This window comes from Mesorhizobium sp. M2A.F.Ca.ET.043.02.1.1 (genome assembly GCF_003952405.1).
Lineage (GTDB): Bacteria > Pseudomonadota > Alphaproteobacteria > Rhizobiales > Rhizobiaceae > Mesorhizobium.
Map to the genome: position 1 here is coordinate 1546064 of NZ_CP034445.1, position 18554 is coordinate 1564617.

At 63.0% G+C, this 18554-nt stretch carries 15 protein-coding genes and 1 tRNA gene; 7 read left to right on the plus strand and 9 right to left on the minus strand.

Features of this window, described 5'->3' with window-relative positions; genetic code table 11:
* The first annotated feature begins 218 nt into the window (after nt 1-218).
* Nucleotides 219-1427, plus strand: coding sequence for a DUF459 domain-containing protein (locus EJ068_RS07315; RefSeq protein WP_126081462.1), 1209 nt, complete (start codon nt 219-221; stop codon nt 1425-1427).
* Between the two features lie 152 nt (nt 1428-1579).
* Here EJ068_RS07315 and EJ068_RS07320 read toward each other — a convergent pair whose 3' ends face one another.
* Entirely contained in the window at nt 1580-3034 is a 1455-nt protein-coding gene (locus EJ068_RS07320) for a glutamate synthase subunit beta (RefSeq protein WP_129554504.1), read from the minus strand.
* A 191-nt stretch (nt 3035-3225) separates the two neighbouring features.
* Complete coding sequence (gene gltB, locus EJ068_RS07325; RefSeq protein WP_127249798.1) at nt 3226-7962, minus strand: glutamate synthase large subunit; 4737 nt, start codon at nt 7960-7962, stop codon at nt 3226-3228.
* 490 nt (nt 7963-8452) lie between these two features.
* Here gltB and EJ068_RS07330 point away from each other — a divergent pair, with 490 nt between their 5' ends.
* On the plus strand, nt 8453-9502 hold the full coding sequence (locus tag EJ068_RS07330) for a low specificity L-threonine aldolase (protein ID WP_127249799.1): 1050 nt from the start codon (nt 8453-8455) through the stop codon (nt 9500-9502).
* A 182-nt stretch (nt 9503-9684) separates the two neighbouring features.
* Here the strand turns inward: EJ068_RS07330 and EJ068_RS07335 are convergent, their stop codons facing one another.
* Entirely contained in the window at nt 9685-10152 is a 468-nt protein-coding gene (locus EJ068_RS07335; protein ID WP_042639398.1) for an Hsp20 family protein, read from the minus strand.
* Nucleotides 10153-10671: 519 nt separating this feature from the next.
* Between EJ068_RS07335 and EJ068_RS07340 the strand changes: the two genes are divergently transcribed.
* On the plus strand, nt 10672-11628 hold the full coding sequence (locus tag EJ068_RS07340) for an alpha/beta hydrolase (protein ID WP_127249801.1): 957 nt from the start codon (nt 10672-10674) through the stop codon (nt 11626-11628).
* Between the two features lie 10 nt (nt 11629-11638).
* On the opposite strand, the gene hisN is transcribed toward EJ068_RS07340, so the two are convergent.
* Entirely contained in the window at nt 11639-12412 is a 774-nt protein-coding gene (hisN, locus tag EJ068_RS07345) for a histidinol-phosphatase (RefSeq protein ID WP_126081456.1), read from the minus strand.
* Between the two features lie 349 nt (nt 12413-12761).
* A complete protein-coding gene (locus tag EJ068_RS07350) occupies nt 12762-13655 on the minus strand; it encodes an N-formylglutamate amidohydrolase (RefSeq protein WP_189512605.1) in 894 nt (297 codons plus the stop codon).
* A 213-nt stretch (nt 13656-13868) separates the two neighbouring features.
* On the opposite strand from EJ068_RS07350, the gene EJ068_RS07355 reads away from it, so the two are divergent.
* From EJ068_RS07355 to EJ068_RS07365, 3 genes are all read left to right on the plus strand, one after another.
* Nucleotides 13869-14231 carry a response regulator gene (locus EJ068_RS07355; protein WP_006199474.1) on the plus strand — a complete coding sequence of 121 codons (363 nt, stop codon included), beginning with the start codon at nt 13869-13871 and terminating at the stop codon, nt 14229-14231.
* A gap of 126 nt (nt 14232-14357) precedes the next feature.
* Nucleotides 14358-14432, plus strand: a tRNA-Val gene (locus EJ068_RS07360).
* Between the two features lie 365 nt (nt 14433-14797).
* The gene (locus EJ068_RS07365) at nt 14798-15079 is read left to right on the plus strand and encodes a hypothetical protein (RefSeq protein WP_127249802.1); all 282 of its coding nucleotides are present in this window, start codon (nt 14798-14800) and stop codon (nt 15077-15079) included.
* Between the two features lie 14 nt (nt 15080-15093).
* Here EJ068_RS07365 and EJ068_RS07370 read toward each other — a convergent pair whose 3' ends face one another.
* The gene (locus EJ068_RS07370) at nt 15094-15270 is read right to left on the minus strand and encodes a Flp family type IVb pilin (protein ID WP_127249803.1); all 177 of its coding nucleotides are present in this window, start codon (nt 15268-15270) and stop codon (nt 15094-15096) included.
* Nucleotides 15271-16718: 1448 nt separating this feature from the next.
* Between EJ068_RS07370 and EJ068_RS07375 the strand changes: the two genes are divergently transcribed.
* Entirely contained in the window at nt 16719-17360 is a 642-nt protein-coding gene (locus EJ068_RS07375; RefSeq protein WP_189342012.1) for an outer membrane protein, read from the plus strand.
* A gap of 102 nt (nt 17361-17462) precedes the next feature.
* Here the strand turns inward: EJ068_RS07375 and EJ068_RS07380 are convergent, their stop codons facing one another.
* From EJ068_RS07380 to EJ068_RS07390, 3 genes are read right to left on the minus strand one after another with little or no spacing between them, the layout of a single operon-like run.
* The gene (locus EJ068_RS07380; RefSeq protein WP_126081454.1) at nt 17463-17756 is read right to left on the minus strand and encodes a DUF1330 domain-containing protein; all 294 of its coding nucleotides are present in this window, start codon (nt 17754-17756) and stop codon (nt 17463-17465) included.
* Nucleotides 17757-17785: 29 nt separating this feature from the next.
* Entirely contained in the window at nt 17786-18010 is a 225-nt protein-coding gene (locus EJ068_RS32525) for an SDR family oxidoreductase (RefSeq protein WP_245463366.1), read from the minus strand.
* Nucleotides 18007-18549, minus strand: coding sequence for an SDR family NAD(P)-dependent oxidoreductase (locus EJ068_RS07390; RefSeq protein ID WP_189342014.1), 543 nt, complete (start codon nt 18547-18549; stop codon nt 18007-18009). Before EJ068_RS07390 ends, EJ068_RS32525 begins: the two co-directional genes overlap by 4 nt.
* Nucleotides 18550-18554 lie beyond the last annotated feature (5 nt).

An 18554-nucleotide genomic window follows, 5' to 3' on the forward strand; every position in this document is an offset into this window, starting at 1 on the left:
GCCGCTCTAATGCATGTCGCCCAAAAGTGCGCAGCGGTTTTGGGGGAACGACATGCATCAAAACAAAGACTTAAAGCGCGTCGACTGAATCCATTTCAGCGCGACGCACTTTAGGGCGCCAGGCATCCTTTCAAAGACGGCAAGGATGCGGTAGCGCTTCGGCTTGCGCATGACTTTCCCGCGTTTGCCTGGTCATGCGCCAAGGGATGGAGAGGTGTTTGGTTTCGGTCGCGCGTATCAGGCAGGGTATTCGCCGGGCGCCGATCCTGATTCTCGCCCTTGCCGTGCTTGTCGTCACCGCCGCCGGCGTGTTCCACGCCCCTGCGTTCGCGCAGGAGGAAAGCCGCGGCTGGTCGCTGCGCGACCTTCTGTTTCCCCGCCGCAGCGAACGCATCGAGCCGCCCGTCGAAGTCCAGCCAAGGCCGAAACCCAAGAAGAAATCCAAGCCACGCCCGCCGGCGGAGCCCGAAACGCCGATCGTCGAGAAGACCAACGATGCTCGCGTCGTCCTGGTGGTCGGCGATTTTCTGGCGAGCGGGCTTGCGGAGGGGCTGGACACGGCCTTTGCCGACAATCCCGCCGTCAGGATCGTCGCCCGCTCCAACGGTTCCTCCGGCTTCGTTCGCGACGACGTCTACAATTGGCCGGCCCAGATAAAATCGCTGATCGAGACCGAGAAACCGGCGGTCGTGATCGTCATGCTGGGCTCCAACGACCGGCAGCAGATGAAGGTCGGCGAAGTGCGCGAGCAGCCGCGCTCGGAGAACTGGACCAAGGAATATGAGCGCCGCACCGATGCGCTGGGCAAGGCTCTTCAGGAGACCAAGGTGCCATTCCTGTGGGTCGGCATGCCGGCTTTCGGTGTGTCGAAGATGAATTCCGACATGCTCGCCTTCAACGACATCTATCACTCGGTCGCCCAAAGCAATGGCGGCGAGTTCGTCGATGTCTGGGACGGCTTCGTCGATGAGAACGGCGCTTTCGTCACCTCCGGCCCCGACATCAACGGCCAGCCGGTGCGCCTGCGCTCCGACGACGGCATCAACGTCACCAAGGCCGGCAAGCGCAAGCTCGCCTTCTACACGGAAAAGCCGCTGGCCAAGATCCTCGGACTGGCGGCGCCGGGAAGCATCACCACCGTGTCGGCGCCGGCCGGCGCTCCGGTCGAGGCGCCGAAGCCGGCCGCCGCGCCCATCATCGTCGACCGCACCGCGCCGATGCTGCTCGGCGATCCCGCGCTCGACGGCGGCACTGAACTGCTGGGTGCCGCGCAGCCTGCCAGGGCCGATCCGAACCTGCCCGGCGAAAAGCTGATCCTGGAAGGCAAGGCGCCGGCCGCCTCACCCGGCCGCGCCGACGATTTTTCCTGGCCGCCGAAGCCGACCGCCGCCGCTCAGCCCGATACGGCGGCGGGCGTCAATCAGTAGCTCATCGGCTCGGAGACCGTTTCAGAAATTCGCTCCTGCGAGTCAGATGGTGGTGTTTTCGAGAACCGGAGCGGAGCGTACGTTGCTGTACGTGCACCCGAAGCGCAGAAAACGCCAGCAGCTGGCCGCAGGAGTAGAATTTCTTTACGGTCTCAGCGCGGCAGCACCGTCGACCCCATCAACGCCTCGTCGATCGAGCGCGCCGCCTGGCGGCCCTCGCGGATCGCCCAGACCACCAGCGACTGGCCCCGGCGCACGTCGCCCGCGGCATAGAGCTTGTCGACGCTGGTCCTGTAGTCGCGATCATTGGCCTCGACATTCCGCGAGCGGCGGCTGTCGGTGACGATCTTGATCTTGCCGTCCAGTTCATTCATCAGGCTGTCGCCCGCCGGGCCGGCAAAGCCGATGGCGATGAAGGCGAGATCGGCGCGGATGACGAACTCTGTGCCAGCGATCGGCTTGCGCTTCTCGTCAACCTCGCAGCAGCGCACTCCGGTCAACTGGCTGTCCTCGCCGATGAATTCGAGCGTCGCCACCTGGAATTCGCGCTCGGCGCCCTCGGCCTGCGAGGAGGACGTGCGCATCTTGGTCGCCCAATAGGGCCACACGGAGAGCTTGTCTTCCTTCTCCGGCGGCTGCGGACGGATGTCGAGCTGCGTCACGCGCACCGCGCCCTGGCGGAAGGCGGTGCCGATGCAGTCGGACGCGGTGTCGCCGCCGCCGACCACCACGACATGCTGGCCGCCGGCGATGATCGGGTGTGAGGGCCAGGCAACCGACTGGATCGGCTCGCCGCCGACGCGGCGGTTCTGCTGCACCAGATAAGGCATGGCGTCGTAGACGCCGCTGAGATCGGCCCCTGGAATGCCGGCCGGACGCGGCGTTTCCGAGCCGCCGCAATAGAGCACGGCGTCATATTCCTCGAGCAGATCGGCCACCTTCGTGTCGACGCCGACATTGACGCCGCAATGGAAGGTCACGCCCTCGCCCTGCATCTGCTCGATGCGCCGGTCGATATAGTGCTTCTCGATCTTGAAGTCGGGGATGCCGTAGCGCATGAGGCCGCCGGGGCGGCTTTCGCGCTCATAGACATGCACGTCGTGCCCGGCGCGGCCGAGCTGCTGGGCGGCCGCCATGCCGGACGGGCCGGAGCCGATCACGGCGACACGCTTGCCGGTCTTCTTCTCGGGCGGATGGGGCCGGATATGGCCGGTCTCATAGGCCTTGTCGGCGATCGCCTGCTCGACCGTCTTGATGGCGACCGGAATGTCTTCGAGGTTCAGCGTGCAGGCTTCCTCGCAGGGCGCCGGGCAGATGCGGCCGGTGAATTCCGGGAAATTGTTGGTCGAATGCAGGTTGCGGATCGCGCTATCCCAGTCGCCATTGTAGACGAGATCGTTCCAGTCCGGGATCTGGTTGTGGATTGGGCAGCCGGTCGGCCCATGGCAGAACGGAATGCCGCAATCCATGCAGCGCGCGGCCTGTTTCTCGACCTCCTTGTCCGACATCGGCAGCGTGAATTCGCGGAAATGCCGGATGCGGTCGGAGGCCGGCTGGTACTTGTGCACCTGCCGGTCGATCTCGAGGAAGCCTGTTACCTTGCCCATAGTCCAGTCCCTGCTGTCCGAAGGCACGCTTTTGTCGCGCACCCGTTAACCCCATAAGGCCGCCATGGCAACCGCACCTTGCTGGAGCATGACCTTCGCCGAGTTCCCACTTTGCGGGATCATGCTCTCGGGGTCAGGATTGTTGGTGAGGATGCCGGCCGGAAAGTCATCTTTCCGGCCATGCCCGATGCCTATTCCGCCGCCACGCTCATGCGCATGCGTTCCATCTCGATCAGGGCGCGGCGATACTCCACCGGCATGATCTTGCGGAATTTCGGCCGGAAGTTCTGCCAGTCGTCCAGGATCTCGCGGCCGCGCACCGAGCCGGTGTAATGCACGTGGTTCGAGATCAGCTGGTAGAGCCGTTCCTCGTCATGGCTGGTCATGTCGCCCGACACGTCGACGCGGCCCTTGTGGTCGAGGTCGCCGCCGTGATGGAGCAGCTTCTCCATCAAATCGTCCTCTTCCGGGACCGGCTCCAGCTCGACCATCGCCATGTTGCAGCGTTCGGCGAAATCGCCCTTCTCGTCCAGCACATAGGCGACGCCGCCCGACATGCCGGCCGCGAAGTTGCGCCCGGTCTTGCCGAGCACGACCACGATGCCGCCGGTCATGTATTCGCAGCCATGGTCGCCGACGCCCTCGACGACAGCCGCCACGCCCGAATTGCGCACGGCGAAGCGCTCGCCGGCGACACCGGCGAAGTAAGCCTCGCCCTCGGTGGCGCCATAGAGCACCGTGTTGCCGACGATGATCGATTCCGCCGCGACGATCTTGGCTTCTTCCGGCGGGCGGATGACGATGCGGCCGCCCGACAGGCCCTTGCCGACATAGTCGTTGCCGGCGCCGACCAGCTCGAACGACACGCCGCGCGCGAGAAACGCGCCGAAGGACTGGCCGGCCGTGCCGGTGAGCTTCACCTGGATCGTGTCTTCCCGAAGGCCCTTGTGCTTGAAGCGTTTGGCGACCTCGCCCGACAGCATGGCGCCAGCGGAGCGGTCGACGTTGCGGATCGGCAGCTCGATGGTGACGGGCTGTCTGGCTTCGAGCGCCGGCTTAGCCAGCTCGATCAGCTTGCGGTCGAGCACGTCGTCGATCGGATGCTTCTGCCGCTCGGTCCAGTGCAGCGCCTCATGCGGCGCGTCGGGCTTGAAGAACATCTTCGAGAAGTCGAGCCCGCGCGCCTTCCAGTGCTGGATCACGTCGCGCTTTTCCAGGAGGTCGCTGTCGCCGATGATCTGGTCGAGATGGGTGAAGCCCATTTCGGCGAGCAGTGCACGCACCTCTTCCGCCACATAGAAGAAGAAGTTGATGACATGCTCGGGCGTGCCCTTGAAGCGCTTGCGCAGCACCGGATCCTGCGTCGCCACGCCGACCGGGCAGGTGTTGAGGTGGCACTTGCGCATCATGATGCAGCCCGCCGCGATCAGCGGCGCGGTCGAGAAGCCGAACTCGTCGGCGCCGAGCAGCGCGCCGATGATGACGTCGCGCCCGGTGCGCAACCCGCCATCGACCTGCAGCGCGACTCTGCTGCGCAAGCCGTTGAGCACCAGCGTCTGATGCGTCTCGGCAAGGCCCATTTCCCACGGGCTGCCGGCATGCTTGAGCGAGGTCAGCGGCGAAGCGCCGGTGCCGCCATCATAGCCGGAGATGGTGATGTGGTCGGCGCGCGCCTTGGCGACGCCCGCCGCGACCGTGCCGACGCCGACTTCCGACACCAGCTTGACCGAGACGTCGGCTGCCGGATTGACGTTCTTCAGGTCGTAGATCAGCTGCGCCAGGTCCTCGATCGAATAGATGTCGTGATGCGGCGGCGGCGAGATAAGGCCGACGCCCGGCGTCGAGTGCCTGACCTTGGCGATGGTGGCGTCGACCTTGTGACCAGGCAGCTGGCCGCCCTCGCCGGGCTTGGCGCCTTGCGCCACCTTGATCTGCATGACGTCGGAATTGACCAGATACTCCGCCGTGACGCCGAACCGTCCCGAAGCGACCTGCTTGATCGCCGAACGTTCCGGGTTCTTGCCGCCGCCGGGCAGCGGCAGATAGCGGTCGGCCTCTTCGCCACCTTCGCCGGTGTTCGACTTGCCGCCGATTTGGTTCATGGCGCGCGCCAGCGTAGTGTGCGCCTCGCGTGAGATCGAGCCGAAGGACATCGCCCCGGTCGAGAAGCGCTTGACGATCTCGGCCGCCGGCATGACGTCCTCGATCGCGACCTTCTTGCGGCCGGTTGCTTCGGCCAGCTTGATCTTGAACAGACCGCGGATGGTTTGCGCCCGCGCGGTCGCGCTGTCGATCTGCGCCGAATACTCCTTGAACGTGTCCCAGGAGCCCTGGCGCACGGCATGCTGCAAGGTAGCGACCGCATCAGGCGACCACATATGCGCCTCGCCGCGCATGCGGAACATGTATTCGCCGCCGACCTCCAGGCTGTTGCGCAGCACCGGATCGCTGCCGAAGGCGTCCGCATGGCGGCTGAGCGTCTCGGCGGCGACCTCGTCCAGGCCGACGCCTTCGATCAGCGTCGCGGTGCCGGTGAAATACTTCTCGACGAAATCGGACTTCAGCCCGATGGCGTCGAAGATCTGCGCGCCGCAATAGGACTGGTAGGTCGAGATGCCCATCTTGGACATCACCTTGAGGATGCCCTTGCCGATCGACTTGATGTAGCGCGAAACCACCTCGTATTCGTCGACCTCGGCCGGCAGTTCGCCGCGCTTGTGCATGTCGAGCAGCGTGTCGAAGGCAAGATAAGGGTTGATCGCCTCGGCGCCATAGCCGGCGAGGCAGCAGAAATGATGCACCTCGCGCGGCTCGCCGGATTCGACGACGAGGCCGACCGACGTCCGCAAGCCTTTGCGGATCAGGTGGTGGTGAACCGCCGCCGTGGCCAGAAGGGCTGGAATGGCAATGCGGTCAGGCCCGACCTGGCGGTCCGACAGGATGATGATGTTGTAGCCGCCGGCGACCGCCGCCTCGGCTCGCTCGCAAAGCCTATCGACGGCGCCGTGCATCCCGGCGGCGCCCTCATTTGAGCCATAGGTGATGTCGAGAGTCTTGGTGTCGAAACGGTCCTCCGTGTGGCCGATGGAGCGGATCTTTTCGAGATCGCCATTGGTCAGGATCGGCTGGCGCACCTCGAGCCGCTTGCGGCGCGACGTGCCGACCAAATCGAAGATGTTCGGCCGCGGCCCGATGAAGGACACCAGGCTCATCACCAGTTCCTCGCGGATCGGGTCGATCGGCGGGTTGGTGACCTGCGCGAAATTCTGCTTGAAATAGGTGTAGAGCAGCTTCGACTTGTCCGACATGGCCGAGATCGGCGTGTCGGTGCCCATCGAGCCCACAGCTTCCTGGCCGGTGGTAGCCATCGGCGCCATCAGAAGCTTGGTGTCTTCCTGCGTGTAGCCGAAGGACTGCTGGCGGTCGAGCAGGCTGACATCCTTGCGCAGCGCGCGCGGCTCGACCGGCTTGAGGTCTTCCAGGATCAACTGCGTGTTGGCGAGCCAGGTCTTGTAGGGATGCCTGGTCGCGATCTCCGACTTGATCTCCTCGTCGGAAACGATGCGGCCCTTGGCAAGATCGATCAGCAGCATGCGGCCGGGCTGCAGCCGCCACTTCTGCACGATCTTTTCCTCCGGCACCGGCAGCGCGCCGGCTTCCGACGCCATGATGACGCGGTCGTCGTCGGTGACGATGTAGCGCGCCGGGCGCAGGCCGTTGCGGTCGAGCGTGGCGCCGATCTGGCGACCGTCGGTGAACACCACCGCCGCCGGACCATCCCACGGCTCCATCAGCGCCGCATGATACTCGTAGAAAGCCTTGCGGTCGGCATCCATGAGCTTGTTGCCGGCCCAGGCTTCCGGTATCAGCATCATCATAGCGTGGGTGAGCGAATAGCCGCCCTGGAACAGGAACTCCAGCGCGTTGTCGAAGCACGCCGTGTCCGACTGGCCCTCATAGGAGATGGGCCACAGCTTCGAGATGTTGTTGCCGAACAGCTCGGAATCGACCGAGGCCTGGCGCGCCGCCATCCAGTTGTTGTTGCCGCGCACGGTGTTGATCTCGCCATTATGCGCGACCATGCGATAGGGATGCGCCAGCTTCCACGACGGGAAGGTGTTGGTCGAGAAGCGCTGGTGAACGAGGATCAGCGCCGTTTCGAAGCGCGGATCCTTGAGGTCCTTATAATAGGCGCCGACCTGGTAGGCCAGGAACATGCCCTTGTAGACGATGGTGCGCGCCGACAGCGACACGCAATAGGCGCCGATGTCCTTGTTGTCGTTCTCGGCATAGATGCGGCCCGAGATCACCTTGCGCAGCAAGTAGAGCCGCGCCTCGTACTCCTCGTCATCCGGAATGTCGGCCGTGCGGCCGATGAACACCTGCCGGTGGAAAGGCTCCGAGGCCACGATATCGGGCGCCTTCGACAGCGACGAATTGTCGACCGGCACGTCGCGGAAGCCGATGAGCGGCAGCCCTTCCGACTGCGCCGATTCGGCGATGATCTCCTCGATATGGGCGCGAAGCGCCGCGTCCTGCGGCATGAACCAATGGCCGACGCCATACTGGCCGGCCGGAGGCAGTTCGACGCCTTTGGCGGCCATTTCCTCACGGAAGAAAGCGTCCGGAATCTGCACCAGCACGCCGGCGCCGTCGCCGACCAGCGGATCAGCGCCGACGGCGCCGCGATGGGTGAGGTTTTCCAGCATCGCCAGACCGTCCTCGACGATCCGGTGCGACTTCACGCCCTTCATATTGGCGATGAAGCCGACGCCGCAGGCGTCATGCTCGTTGCGCGGATCGTAGAGGCCCTGCGCGGTCATGCCGGTGCCAGTTCGCAGCTCTTTGGCCAGGACGGTATTTTTAACGGCTGCCGCTTTCGTCTGCGCGGCCTGGCCGTAGATCGCAGATGGCGTCAGTTCCGTCATCGTCCTATCCTCCGTTCTCCACCTTGGCCCCGACTGTCTCAGGGCGCTGGTTTGCCTTGGGAAGCACAAGGCTTCCCCTTGATCCTTGCTGCACGTCTCGCGAAATCCATCGAACCATACGGCTATACGCCCGGTTCGCATCCGGTATCGTACAGGCCAGAGCCGGGCCGTCTACCCGCCGCTCGCGACAATGGCCGGAATGGCAGCAATGATACGCCAGTCCAGCCTGTTTTGTGCGACAAAATAAGACAGCACTACTGTCCTAAATTTTTTATGGCAGAAATCAGGGACCTATACAAGACCGGTTCACAAAAAACTTGGGCGCGACGCGACACAAAATTTCGTGACGAACACTGGAAACGCAAGCTTTGGTCCGGGCTTTCGAGGCGATGCGCTGGCTTCACCGCTTTGCCGGCGATTGGCCCTTGCGCTTCTCCCGCTGAAGCGGTCAAGTCCCGCCGCTTCTGCCAATCACGATACGGACCTCTCGATGTTCTTTGCTTCCGACAACTGGGCGGGCGTCCATCCCGACATTTCGGCCAACCTGGCGCGCCACGCCGACGGCGTTGCCACCGCCTATGGCGACGGCGATCTGGACCGCGCCGTCTATCGCCGCTTCAACGAGATTTTCGAGCGCGAGGTGGAAGTCTTCTTCGCCGCGACCGGCACCGCGGCAAACGCGCTTTCGATGGCCGCGTTGAACCGTATCGGCGGCATCGCGCTTTGCCACTCCGAAGCGCATATGAATGTCGACGAGTTCGGCGCGATGGGTTTCTACACGGGCGGCGCGCGCATGGCGCCGGTTCCCGGGCCGTTGGGGCGCATCAATCCGGAAGCGCTCGACCGGGCTATCAAGCGCTATTCGCAGGATCTGGCTCCCGCCGGTCAGCCGATGGCGGTCACCATCACCCAGGCGACCGAGGTTGGCACCGTCTACAGCGCCGACGACGTCAAGGCGGTCGCCGAGGTCAGCCGCCGCCACAAGCTGCCGGTGCACATGGACGGCGCGCGCTTCGCCAATGCGATTGCCGCGACCGGCGTCAGCCCGGCTGAAATGACCTGGAAGAGCGGCGTCGACCTCATCTCCTTCGGCGCCACCAAGAATGGCTGCTGGATGGCCGACGCCGTGGTGATCCTCAATCCGGACGTCGGTAAGGACCTGCGCCTGCAGCGTCAGCGCGCCGGGCAGACCTTCTCCAAGGCGCGATTCATCTCGGCCCAGTTCGAAGCCTATCTCACCGACGACCTGTGGCTGAGGATGGCCGGGCACGCCAATCAAATGGCAGCGCATCTGGCCGAGACGATCGAGGATGCACCGGCGGGCAGGCTCGCCTGGTTGCCGCAAGCCAACGAGGTCTTCGCGATCCTGGACCGCGCCACGGCTGAAAGGCTGCGGGCGGCCGGCGCCAAATTCCATGAATGGGGCGTGCCTTCAGGATTCGAGGGCCATCTCGGCGACAATGAAGCGATCTACCGCTTCGTCGCCAGCTTCGCGACCACGACCGAGGAGATCGACCGCCTCGGCCAGTTGCTCGGCTGAGCGTCCTGCCATGACCAAGCCGCCGCTCGGCTCGACGACGCGGCTGGTCCACCAGGAGAGTCCTTCACGCTCCGCCGCAGCTTCAAAAGGAAGGCCGGTAGCTGGCGCACCAATAAAAAGCGGCGCCTCGCGGCGCCGCTTTCGTCTCGGGATAGAGACGTCGTCTGGGAAAAGTCCGCGGATTACGCGGCCGCTTTCGCCTCGATCTGCTTGGCCTTGTCCGAGGACTGGGTAATCGCGATCTTGCGCGGCTTCAGCTCCTCGGGAATGTTGCGCTTGAGGTCGACGAAGAGCAGGCCGTTCTTCAGCGTGGCGCCCTCGACCTCGACATGGTCGGCGAGCTGGAAGCGGCGCTCGAAAGCGCGCGAGGCAATGCCTCGGTAGAGCAGCTCGGAACCCTCGCCATTGCCCTCTTCCTTGCGCTCGCCCTTGACGGTCAGCACGTTGCGGTGGGCTTCGATCGAGATTTCGTCTTCCGAGAAGCCGGCAACGGCCATCGAGATGCGATAGGCATTCTCGCCGGTGCGCTCGATGTTATAGGGCGGATAGGTCTGCGCGGTCTCGGGCTGGCCGAGCGAGTCGAGCATGGTGAACAACCGGTCGAAGCCGACGGTCGAACGATAAAGCGGGGAAAAATCAACGTGACGCATGAGGTGTTCTCCTGTTGAGCAACATGGTTTGCGTGTGACCCGGTGCGAAACCCTCGAAAGGCGTTCCGGATAGGCCAGCGACCCCGACAATCGGCGGCCGCAACCTTTATTTGGGAAGCTCAAAAAGCCATTTCAAGGTTTTTTCAGCGCCGCAATGCGGCCAAGTTGATGAACGGCGGATGAACCGCAGCTTCGGCATCCGTTCAGCCGCTCGGCGCTAGGCTTTGGTCAAGTTGGAGCAATTCCCAAGAGAAGCGCGAGGCGCTTTCCGACCGGAATTGCGTCAAGACAAAGAGACAAGCGGCGCCTTTTCCTGGCGCTGCGACGAGGCCGAACCGGGTGCAACGTCCCTTCCTCCCGGATCGACAGAGGCCGGAAGTGCGCCGCAGGCACTTCCGGCCTTCCCATTTCAGGGCGGTTGCGTAAATCCTCGCGGCGCCTTTGCTTTTGCCGCCTGGCCGTCTATCACCATGCCGACGCCTTGCCCGCTCGGGCAAAGAACAACCAGCGACTTGCCGAATGACGGATTTTTTCCATCTGACCGAGGACAATCCCGCGCCGCGGAACGCCGCGAGCGGCTTCTTCACCACGCCCGACGGCAAGAAGATCCGCTACGGCGTGTTTGCAGCCGTCGCTCGGCCGCTGCTGGGCACGGTGGTTCTGCTGACCGGACGCAACGAGTGCATCGAGAAATATTTTGAGACCATCCGCGACCTCGCCGATCGCGGCTTCGGCGTCGCGATCTTCGACTGGCGCGGCCAGGGCGATTCCAGCCGCCTGCTGCGCGACCGCCAGCGTGGCCATGTCCGCAGCTTCCGCGACTATGCGCGCGACCTCGAGCAATTCTTCGAGGAGATCGTGCTGCCCGACTGCCGCGGCCCCTATTATATCCTCGCCCATTCGACCGGGGCGGTGATTGCGCTGCTTGCCTCGCCGTCCATGGTCAATCGGGTGCGGCGCATGGTGCTGCTGGCGCCCTTTCTGGAGGTGCCGGACATGCCGGTCTCGATCGCCACCGTGCGGCGCGTGTGCGCAATCTTCTGCGCGCTTGGCCTCGGCTGGCTCTACGCGGCGATCGGTCCACGCCCGAAAGTGCCGCCGGCTTTCGAGGTGAACAAGGTGACTTCCGATCCCGAGCGCTACCGCCGCAATGTCGGGATCTACGAGGCCTGGCCGCAGCTCGCGCTCGGCGGCCCGACCATCCGCTGGCTGAAGGCCGCAGCCGCGGCCGCGGAAGCCGTCAGCGATCCGGATTTCATGGCAAGGGTCAAGGTTCCGATGCTGATCGTCGCCGCCGGCGCCGACCGGGTGGTCTCGACCAAGGCCGTGGAAGCCTATGCCAGGAAATTGCGCGTCGGCTCGCTGTTGATGATCGACGGCGCCGAGCACGAAATCCTGCAGGAGAGGGACATCTACCGCGAGCAGTTGCTCGCCGCCTTCGATGCCTTCATTCCAGGCACCGGCGACGCTCCCTGAACGCGCCCGATCAGCCGCGCAGCGCCGCCATTGCCGCGGCGTGCAGCTCCGGCGTCGCCGCAGCCAATATATCGCCGCCCTTCTCCGCCGGGGCCCCTTCGAAAGTGGTGACGACGCCGCCGGCCTTCTCGATGATCGGGATCAGCGCGACGATGTCGTAGGGCTTCAGGCCCGGATCGGCGACGATGTCGACACAGCCCGCCGCCACCATGGCGAAGGCGTAGCAGTCGGTTCCGTAGCGGGCGAGTTGGACTTTCGTTTCGAACTGGTCGTAGCGCTTGCGCGCTTCGCCCTTGAAAAGCGCCGGCGTGGTCGTGAACAGCGTCGCTTGCGCGAGGTCGGTGGTCTTGCGGGTCGAGAGCCTGCGCGGGCCGCCCGGTCCTTCATAGTGCGAGCCGGAGGCGTTGGCATAGAACAGCTCGCCGGTGAAGGGCTGCGACATCATGCCGGCAACCGCGTCGCCGTCGGCGGTCAACCCGACCAGCGTTCCCCAGACCGGAAGGCCGGAAATGAAGGCGCGGGTGCCGTCGATCGGGTCGATCACCCAGACATGCCGGCTGGTGATGTTCTGGCTGCCATGTTCTTCGCCGAGAATGCCGTGCTCGGGATATTCGGCGGAGATCAGCGCCCGGATCGCGCGCTCGGCTTCGCGATCGGCCTCCGTGACTGGGTCGAAGCTTCCCGCCTCCTTGTTGGCGACCACCCCCTGGCTGCGGAAGCGCGGCAAGGTTTCCGCTGCGGCGGCATGCGCTATGCGCCGCATGAAATCGGTGCTGATATCCAAGTCGCTCTCCCCATCGCGGCTCTTGCCAGCCGCTCTTTCTCGCAGAACAGGCGCGCTGAATACCGGTCAGGCGCCCGCTTTATGTTGCCTTAATGCCACAACTGAACCGCCGAAGCGGAATTTCCACATCATATTGAATTAAAAAATCCAGCTGTCGATTGACATTTGTGCGCCGCACAATAATTTTGTCGTCGGACAGGTTTTCCTGTCCATGCCCTCCTTGGGCGTTTCCTCCCTAGACTTCGACCGTGTCGTGAAAACGATGCGGTCTTTTTTTCGAGCAATTCGAGAAAAGCGCGAAGCGGTTTTTCCGTCCGGAATTGCGTTTATTAAGAACTCGGGCGCACCGTCATTCCGCCGCAAGCGGCAAATCGACGAAATGATGATCGGGCATCGACATCAGATCGGCCGAGAAGCGGGTCAGGTCGCAGGCCAGGGCGTCGAAACCGGCCGACTTCTGGAACGTCCGCTCGTCCAGGTAAAGCCCGCGATTGACCTCGATTTGCAGCGCATGCAGATGCCGCGCCGGTCGGCCGTAATGCTCGGTGATGAAGCCGCCGGCATAGGGCTTGTTGTGCGCGACCGTGTAGCCCATGCCGACAAGCAGGCTGATCGCCATCTCGGTGAGCGCCGGCGAGGCCGAGATGCCGAACCGGTCGCCGATGATGAAGTCGGGCCGAACGCCATTGTCGCTGACGCGGATCGAGGCCGGCATCGAGTGACAGTCGATCAGCACGGCATAGCCGAACCTGGCATGCGTCCTGGTCAAAAGCCACTTCAGCGTCTCGTGGTAAGGCTTGTACACCGTTTCGATGCGCGCGACGGCCTCGGCCAAAGGCAGCCGGCCGGGATAGATGTCGAGCCCCTCGCCGACCAGTTTCGGCACGGTGCCCAGCCCGCCGGCGACACGCGCCGAACGGATATTGCAGAAGGACGGCACCGGCTCCGCGAACATGCGCGGATCGAGTTCCCAAGGCTCGCGGTTGACGTCGAGATAAGCGCGCGGAAAGTTCGCCGCCAGCAACGGCGCGCCGAGCGGCACGGCGCCGCCGAAAAGCTCCTCGACATAGCAGTCTTCCGACCGGCGGATAGCATTGCGGTCGAGCCGCGCCATAGCCAGGAACCGCTCCGGATAGTGGCGGCCGCTATGCGGGGAGTTGAACAGAAAAGGGACGCGCTGCTCGGCGCCCGATCGGATTTCGAAGGGTGGAACGACCGAAAAATCCTCGGCTGCCGTCTTCAATTTTTATGAACCAGGATGAAGCACTGCGTCATGACGCAAAACTTGCCACCTTGCGCGCGGCATGTCCAGCATTTCAGGCGGCAAAACCGCGCCGCGAACCGCATCTGGCATGCCCTTCATTCACTTGATGTTTACCGGCTCCATCTCATATACAGGATGGTTAATGGCCTAGCCCGGCGGCAGGCTTGGGGCGGGTGATTCGGACGGGACATTATGGCACGCATTCTGCTGGCGGAAGACGATGACGATATGCGCCGCTTCCTCGTCAAGGCGCTGGAACGCGCCGGTTACCAGGTAAGCGATTTCGACAATGGCGCCAGCGCCTATGAGCGGCTGCGCGAAGAGCCCTTCTCGCTGCTCCTGACCGACATCGTCATGCCGGAGATGGACGGCATCGAGCTTGCCCGCCGCGCCACCGAGATCGACCCCGACCTCAAGGTGATGTTCATCACCGGCTTCGCCGCCGTCGCGCTTAATCCCGATTCCAAGGCGCCCAAGGACGCCAAGGTGCTGTCCAAGCCATTCCACCTGCGCGATCTCGTCAACGAGGTCGAGAAGATGCTGCAGGCGGCCTAGCCGCCTCCGGCCCGGATCGGGCCCTGCATCGGCAGGCGCTTCGCCGATGCGACAAACGGAAGCCGTCTTTCCACATTCCCGCTATTGACGTGCCGGATCAAAAGTGGTGTATGCGCGGCGTCGGATGGGCGTGTAGCTCAGCGGGAGAGCACTGCATTGACATTGCAGGGGTCACAAGTTCAATCCTTGTCACGCCCACCATCCTTTCAATAACTTAGCTAAGCCCTTGTGCCGTGTGGCACAGGAATGGCACAGAAACCTCCCGACGGGTGTGAAAAGCGCGCCGCCGGGCACGACAGCGGTGCGCACCGGGGTTTGGGGATGTGCTGTACCGGCCATGCGGGTTGGCTAGGTGGCAACCGTTTCCTCCCGCTCACGCAATCTAGAAGGGTATTAGCAATCGCTCAATTAGGCTGAGCGACCGCAGGCACCTGGGCCTAAGGCTCAATCACTTCGACTTGGCCCCTAACCAACGGATCCTAAGAAATTTCCTAGAGCAGGGCACTCAAGGAGCGATTCTCCAGATAGATAGCCACCCGTGTGGGGCGACCTCGTTGGAAATCGCCATGGGCAAGGAGTATCCGTTTTCAGAAGCCACGCTGGGCGGCAAACTGGCCGCCTGCACGGGCTTGTCGGTCCACTGCTTCGGCTGCCAGCGCCGCGCGGTTCTTGACGTCGCCGCGCTGGCCAGGCGGTTCGGCCCGGACCAGCCCTGTCTGCACTGGGATCTGCTGAAAATCATCTACTGCCACGAGTGCCGCGCCGCCGGCCGAGACGATCGGAACCTGCAGTTCACGAACCACGCCGTGATACTGGAACACCGGAATGGCTGGACGCCCTGTCCGTAAAGCCTAGGGCACCCTCACGGTGAGCCGGCGCCGTTAAGCGTCGTGGCAATCGACACAAACTGGGCATTTAGCGCGCCGCCCAGTGAGGTTGCCCCAACCATGATTCCCAAGGCGATAAGCGCTGCAATCAAACCATACTCGATGGCCGTCGCTCCGGAATCGTCACGTAGAAAACTCGCTACCCGTTGCATCTTTCATAAGCCCTGACTTCCGATCACGCACATATGAGGGCTATCTAATTTAGATAGGGTGAACGGACGCCCCAAATTTTTATCCATCGAGAAACTGGCCGAGGCGCCAGCTTAATGAGTGCCAGTTTCCCCTAGTGCCCAAGGGCCAGCTCCGTGGCCGCTGGTACATCCGCAGTCGGCGACGGAGGCCGGGAGCGGCCCGGCAGGCTGACGGGGTAGGCCAGCAATCACACCGGGCCTGACCAGTGAGGGCTCGGACTCAAAACAACTCACCGGCTAACGAAGATATACGGCCGTGCTGAACTGCATGGCATGTATCCATAAGGAGGAAGATGGGAGTAGGCTGGAGTTTCTGCAGTCTGCGGGCTGTTGCCTTGCTCCATTTTGGGACCGAAGTGGTGGCATCCGTCTTGCACCCGGTATCCTGCAACAGCAGAGGATGTCGTAAATGCGGCTATCTACTCAGCCCGCGCGAAGGCAAGGATCAGCGAAATGCATATACTCGGCGCCGCTGCGGCTCGACGATGTGTAGATTAGCGACAACGGCGATGTGACTGTCTCGATTGTTGCTGACGACATCTACTCGAACAGATCCAAACAGCGCTATCAGATCACACTGGCCGAAGCCGAAATCGGCATTCTGTTCCGTGGCGCCAGCGGCTAATCTTCCAGCACCGATCTTCTGATGCCGGTTCCCTCGCAAGGGGTGCACCTAACTGTGCGCCCCGGGCAACCTTGCTGGTGAGTGCCGGCCGGGCAGCAGGTTCCGCCCGTCGTCTTCCACCGGCTGCATGCAAACACCCTCCCGCCGCCCTTGGCAGACCGGGCATGTCAGTTTTCTGAAGTCCACCGGTCTGGCGAGCCTTGTTAGAGGCCGGTGAAGTAGGTCGATATGCTAGCGCCTATCACGGCGAGGCCGATCATGAAGACCATAAATGCCTCAAAACCATTGCCGCGGTTACCGATTCTGTGCATTGCGCGCTCTCCCCGACGATCAGCCGGGTTCTAACGTGCTTCGCGTAAGAAGGTTGCGCTTGATTGACTCAGGCTATTTCCCCTCGAATTGCGCTAGGAGTTTGCCACCACCGTGTCGCGGCACAGATATGTTCGAATGTTTTTGCTCGGTTCACGTTCTTTTGCGGCAGATTCTGCAATGAAATCCGAGAACGCACTCCATTGACATAGCCGCGGTCACAAGTTCAATCCTTGTCACGCCCACCATCCTTTCAATAACTTAGCCGTCTCCGCCACTTTCTGGCACAGGAACCCCGTTTTTCGTTGCGTCCGACGCTCACGGTGTCGGAAGCAATCTCTCGGGACGCATCCACCAGCGCCACTGTTGCCGCTGTGTTACAGCGCACCCCTGAAACCCGTGCTATCAACCCATGGATGCAATGGCGGACCGGAGCGATAGGCGGGTTATGAGGACGGCTCTACTCACATCGGCAATGCTTGTTGGGTTTTGTTCGTCAGCCTTTGCCGCCGACGCATTGTCAGTCGAGCCCTCGTCCTACAATTGGACAGGCGCGTATATTGGCGCAGTGGCCGGGGTCAATTTTCTCAAGGGTGATGTGAGGATTCCCAATGACGATCCCAGCGGATATGATGGCGACAGCACATCGGCATCGATTGGCGGCCAAGTAGGCTACCAGTACCAGTTCGACAACAATTTCGTTGTTGGAGCGGAGGCCCGTCTGGTTGCCGTGTTCAACAAGAAGACCGTGCCGACGATTGACAGTGAAACATTCGAGACCGCTGCCGATTGGCAGGGCGATATCGTCGCCAAGGCCGGATACGCGATGGGCAATTTCATGCCCTATGTTAAGGGCGGCGTGGCCTTCCTGCACCTGCACGAAACCGGATATAGCGTTCTCGGTTTTGGAGATACCAAGTTCGACCGGACTTATACCGGCTGGACGATCGGTGTTGGCGCAGACTACGCGCTCAATGACAAATGGGTTGTCGGCCTTGATTACGCCTACGCGCATTTCTCGGATCATAATTTCGAAGAAGACAGCGTGTTGGTTGGCCCAACATTCGTCAAGCCCAGCACCCATACGGTTTCGCTGAGCCTGAACTACCGCTTTTGACGTCACGTGAATCGTTGCGGGCCGCCCATCGGTCGGCATGGCTTTTTTGCCTCAGTGGGAAAAATTCTCTCGCCTGAGCAGCCCGTCGGTCTATCCGCTTTTCTACCCCAGATCCCCTTCGAACATCACCAGCGTACGATTCGACGCCTTCAGCGCGAAGCGCATGGCTTCCTCATAGGCCGGGTCGGCGTAGCAGGCCTTGGCAATGTCCAGCGACGGAAATTCCACAAGCACCATGCGCTTGGCGTCACGCGCCTCGACGAGCAGCGGCGGCTGCTTTGTCGTGTTGGTGCGTGCCTGGTATTTTTCGCCGATCGGCTTCCAGAGCCGGGCATATTCGGCCTGCGCTTCCTGGTCCGAAATCTCGGTTCCGACGATGAGCCAGTATCCCTTCACGCCGACGCGCCCCCTTGCCGATTGCGGTCCTACACCATGAACTCGCCGCCGTTGACGTGCAACAAATGTCCGGTGACGAACTTGCCCATGTCCGATGCGAGATAGAGGCAGGCATTGGCGACGTCCTCGGCGGTCCCCAACGTCCTGAGCGGCACCGTGGCTCTCACATGCTCGTAGGTCTTCTCAAGATCGGGATACCACGCCGCGTTTCGGTCGGTGTCCAGCCATCCAGGCGCGATGCTGTTGGCGGTCACCCCGTCCGGCCCACATTCCAGCGCCACGGCCTTCGCCAGGCCGTGCAGCCGTGCTTCGCGGCGACCACATGCGCCCTGTTTGCCAGCGGGAAAAGGGCGTCCGTGCCCGCCATGTAAAGCAGGCGGCCATACTTCCTCCTGCGCATGTGCGGAAGCACCGCCTGGGTCAGGATGAAAGCCGATCCGAGATTGGTGTTCATCACCTTCTGCCAGTCCTGAAGGGTGATCTCCGCGATCTGCTGATGCGGTCTTATCCCGACGCAGGATACCGCGATGTCGACGCCGCCGAGTTCCGCGACCGCCCATTCGATCAAGGCGTTCATGGCAGTCTCGTCGGTGCCGTCGCAGACGGAGGCCACCGCCTCGACGCCTAAGGATCGCGCCTCATCCGCCACGGCCTCGATCTTGGCCAGATCGCTGCCGCCGGTAATCACGATGTGCGCCCCCGCTCGAGCGAACGCCAGGGCGACGGCCTTGCCGATGTTCTGGCCGGCCGCGGTAATGACCGCCACCCGCCCCCTCAAGCCGGGAACTTCCATCTGCT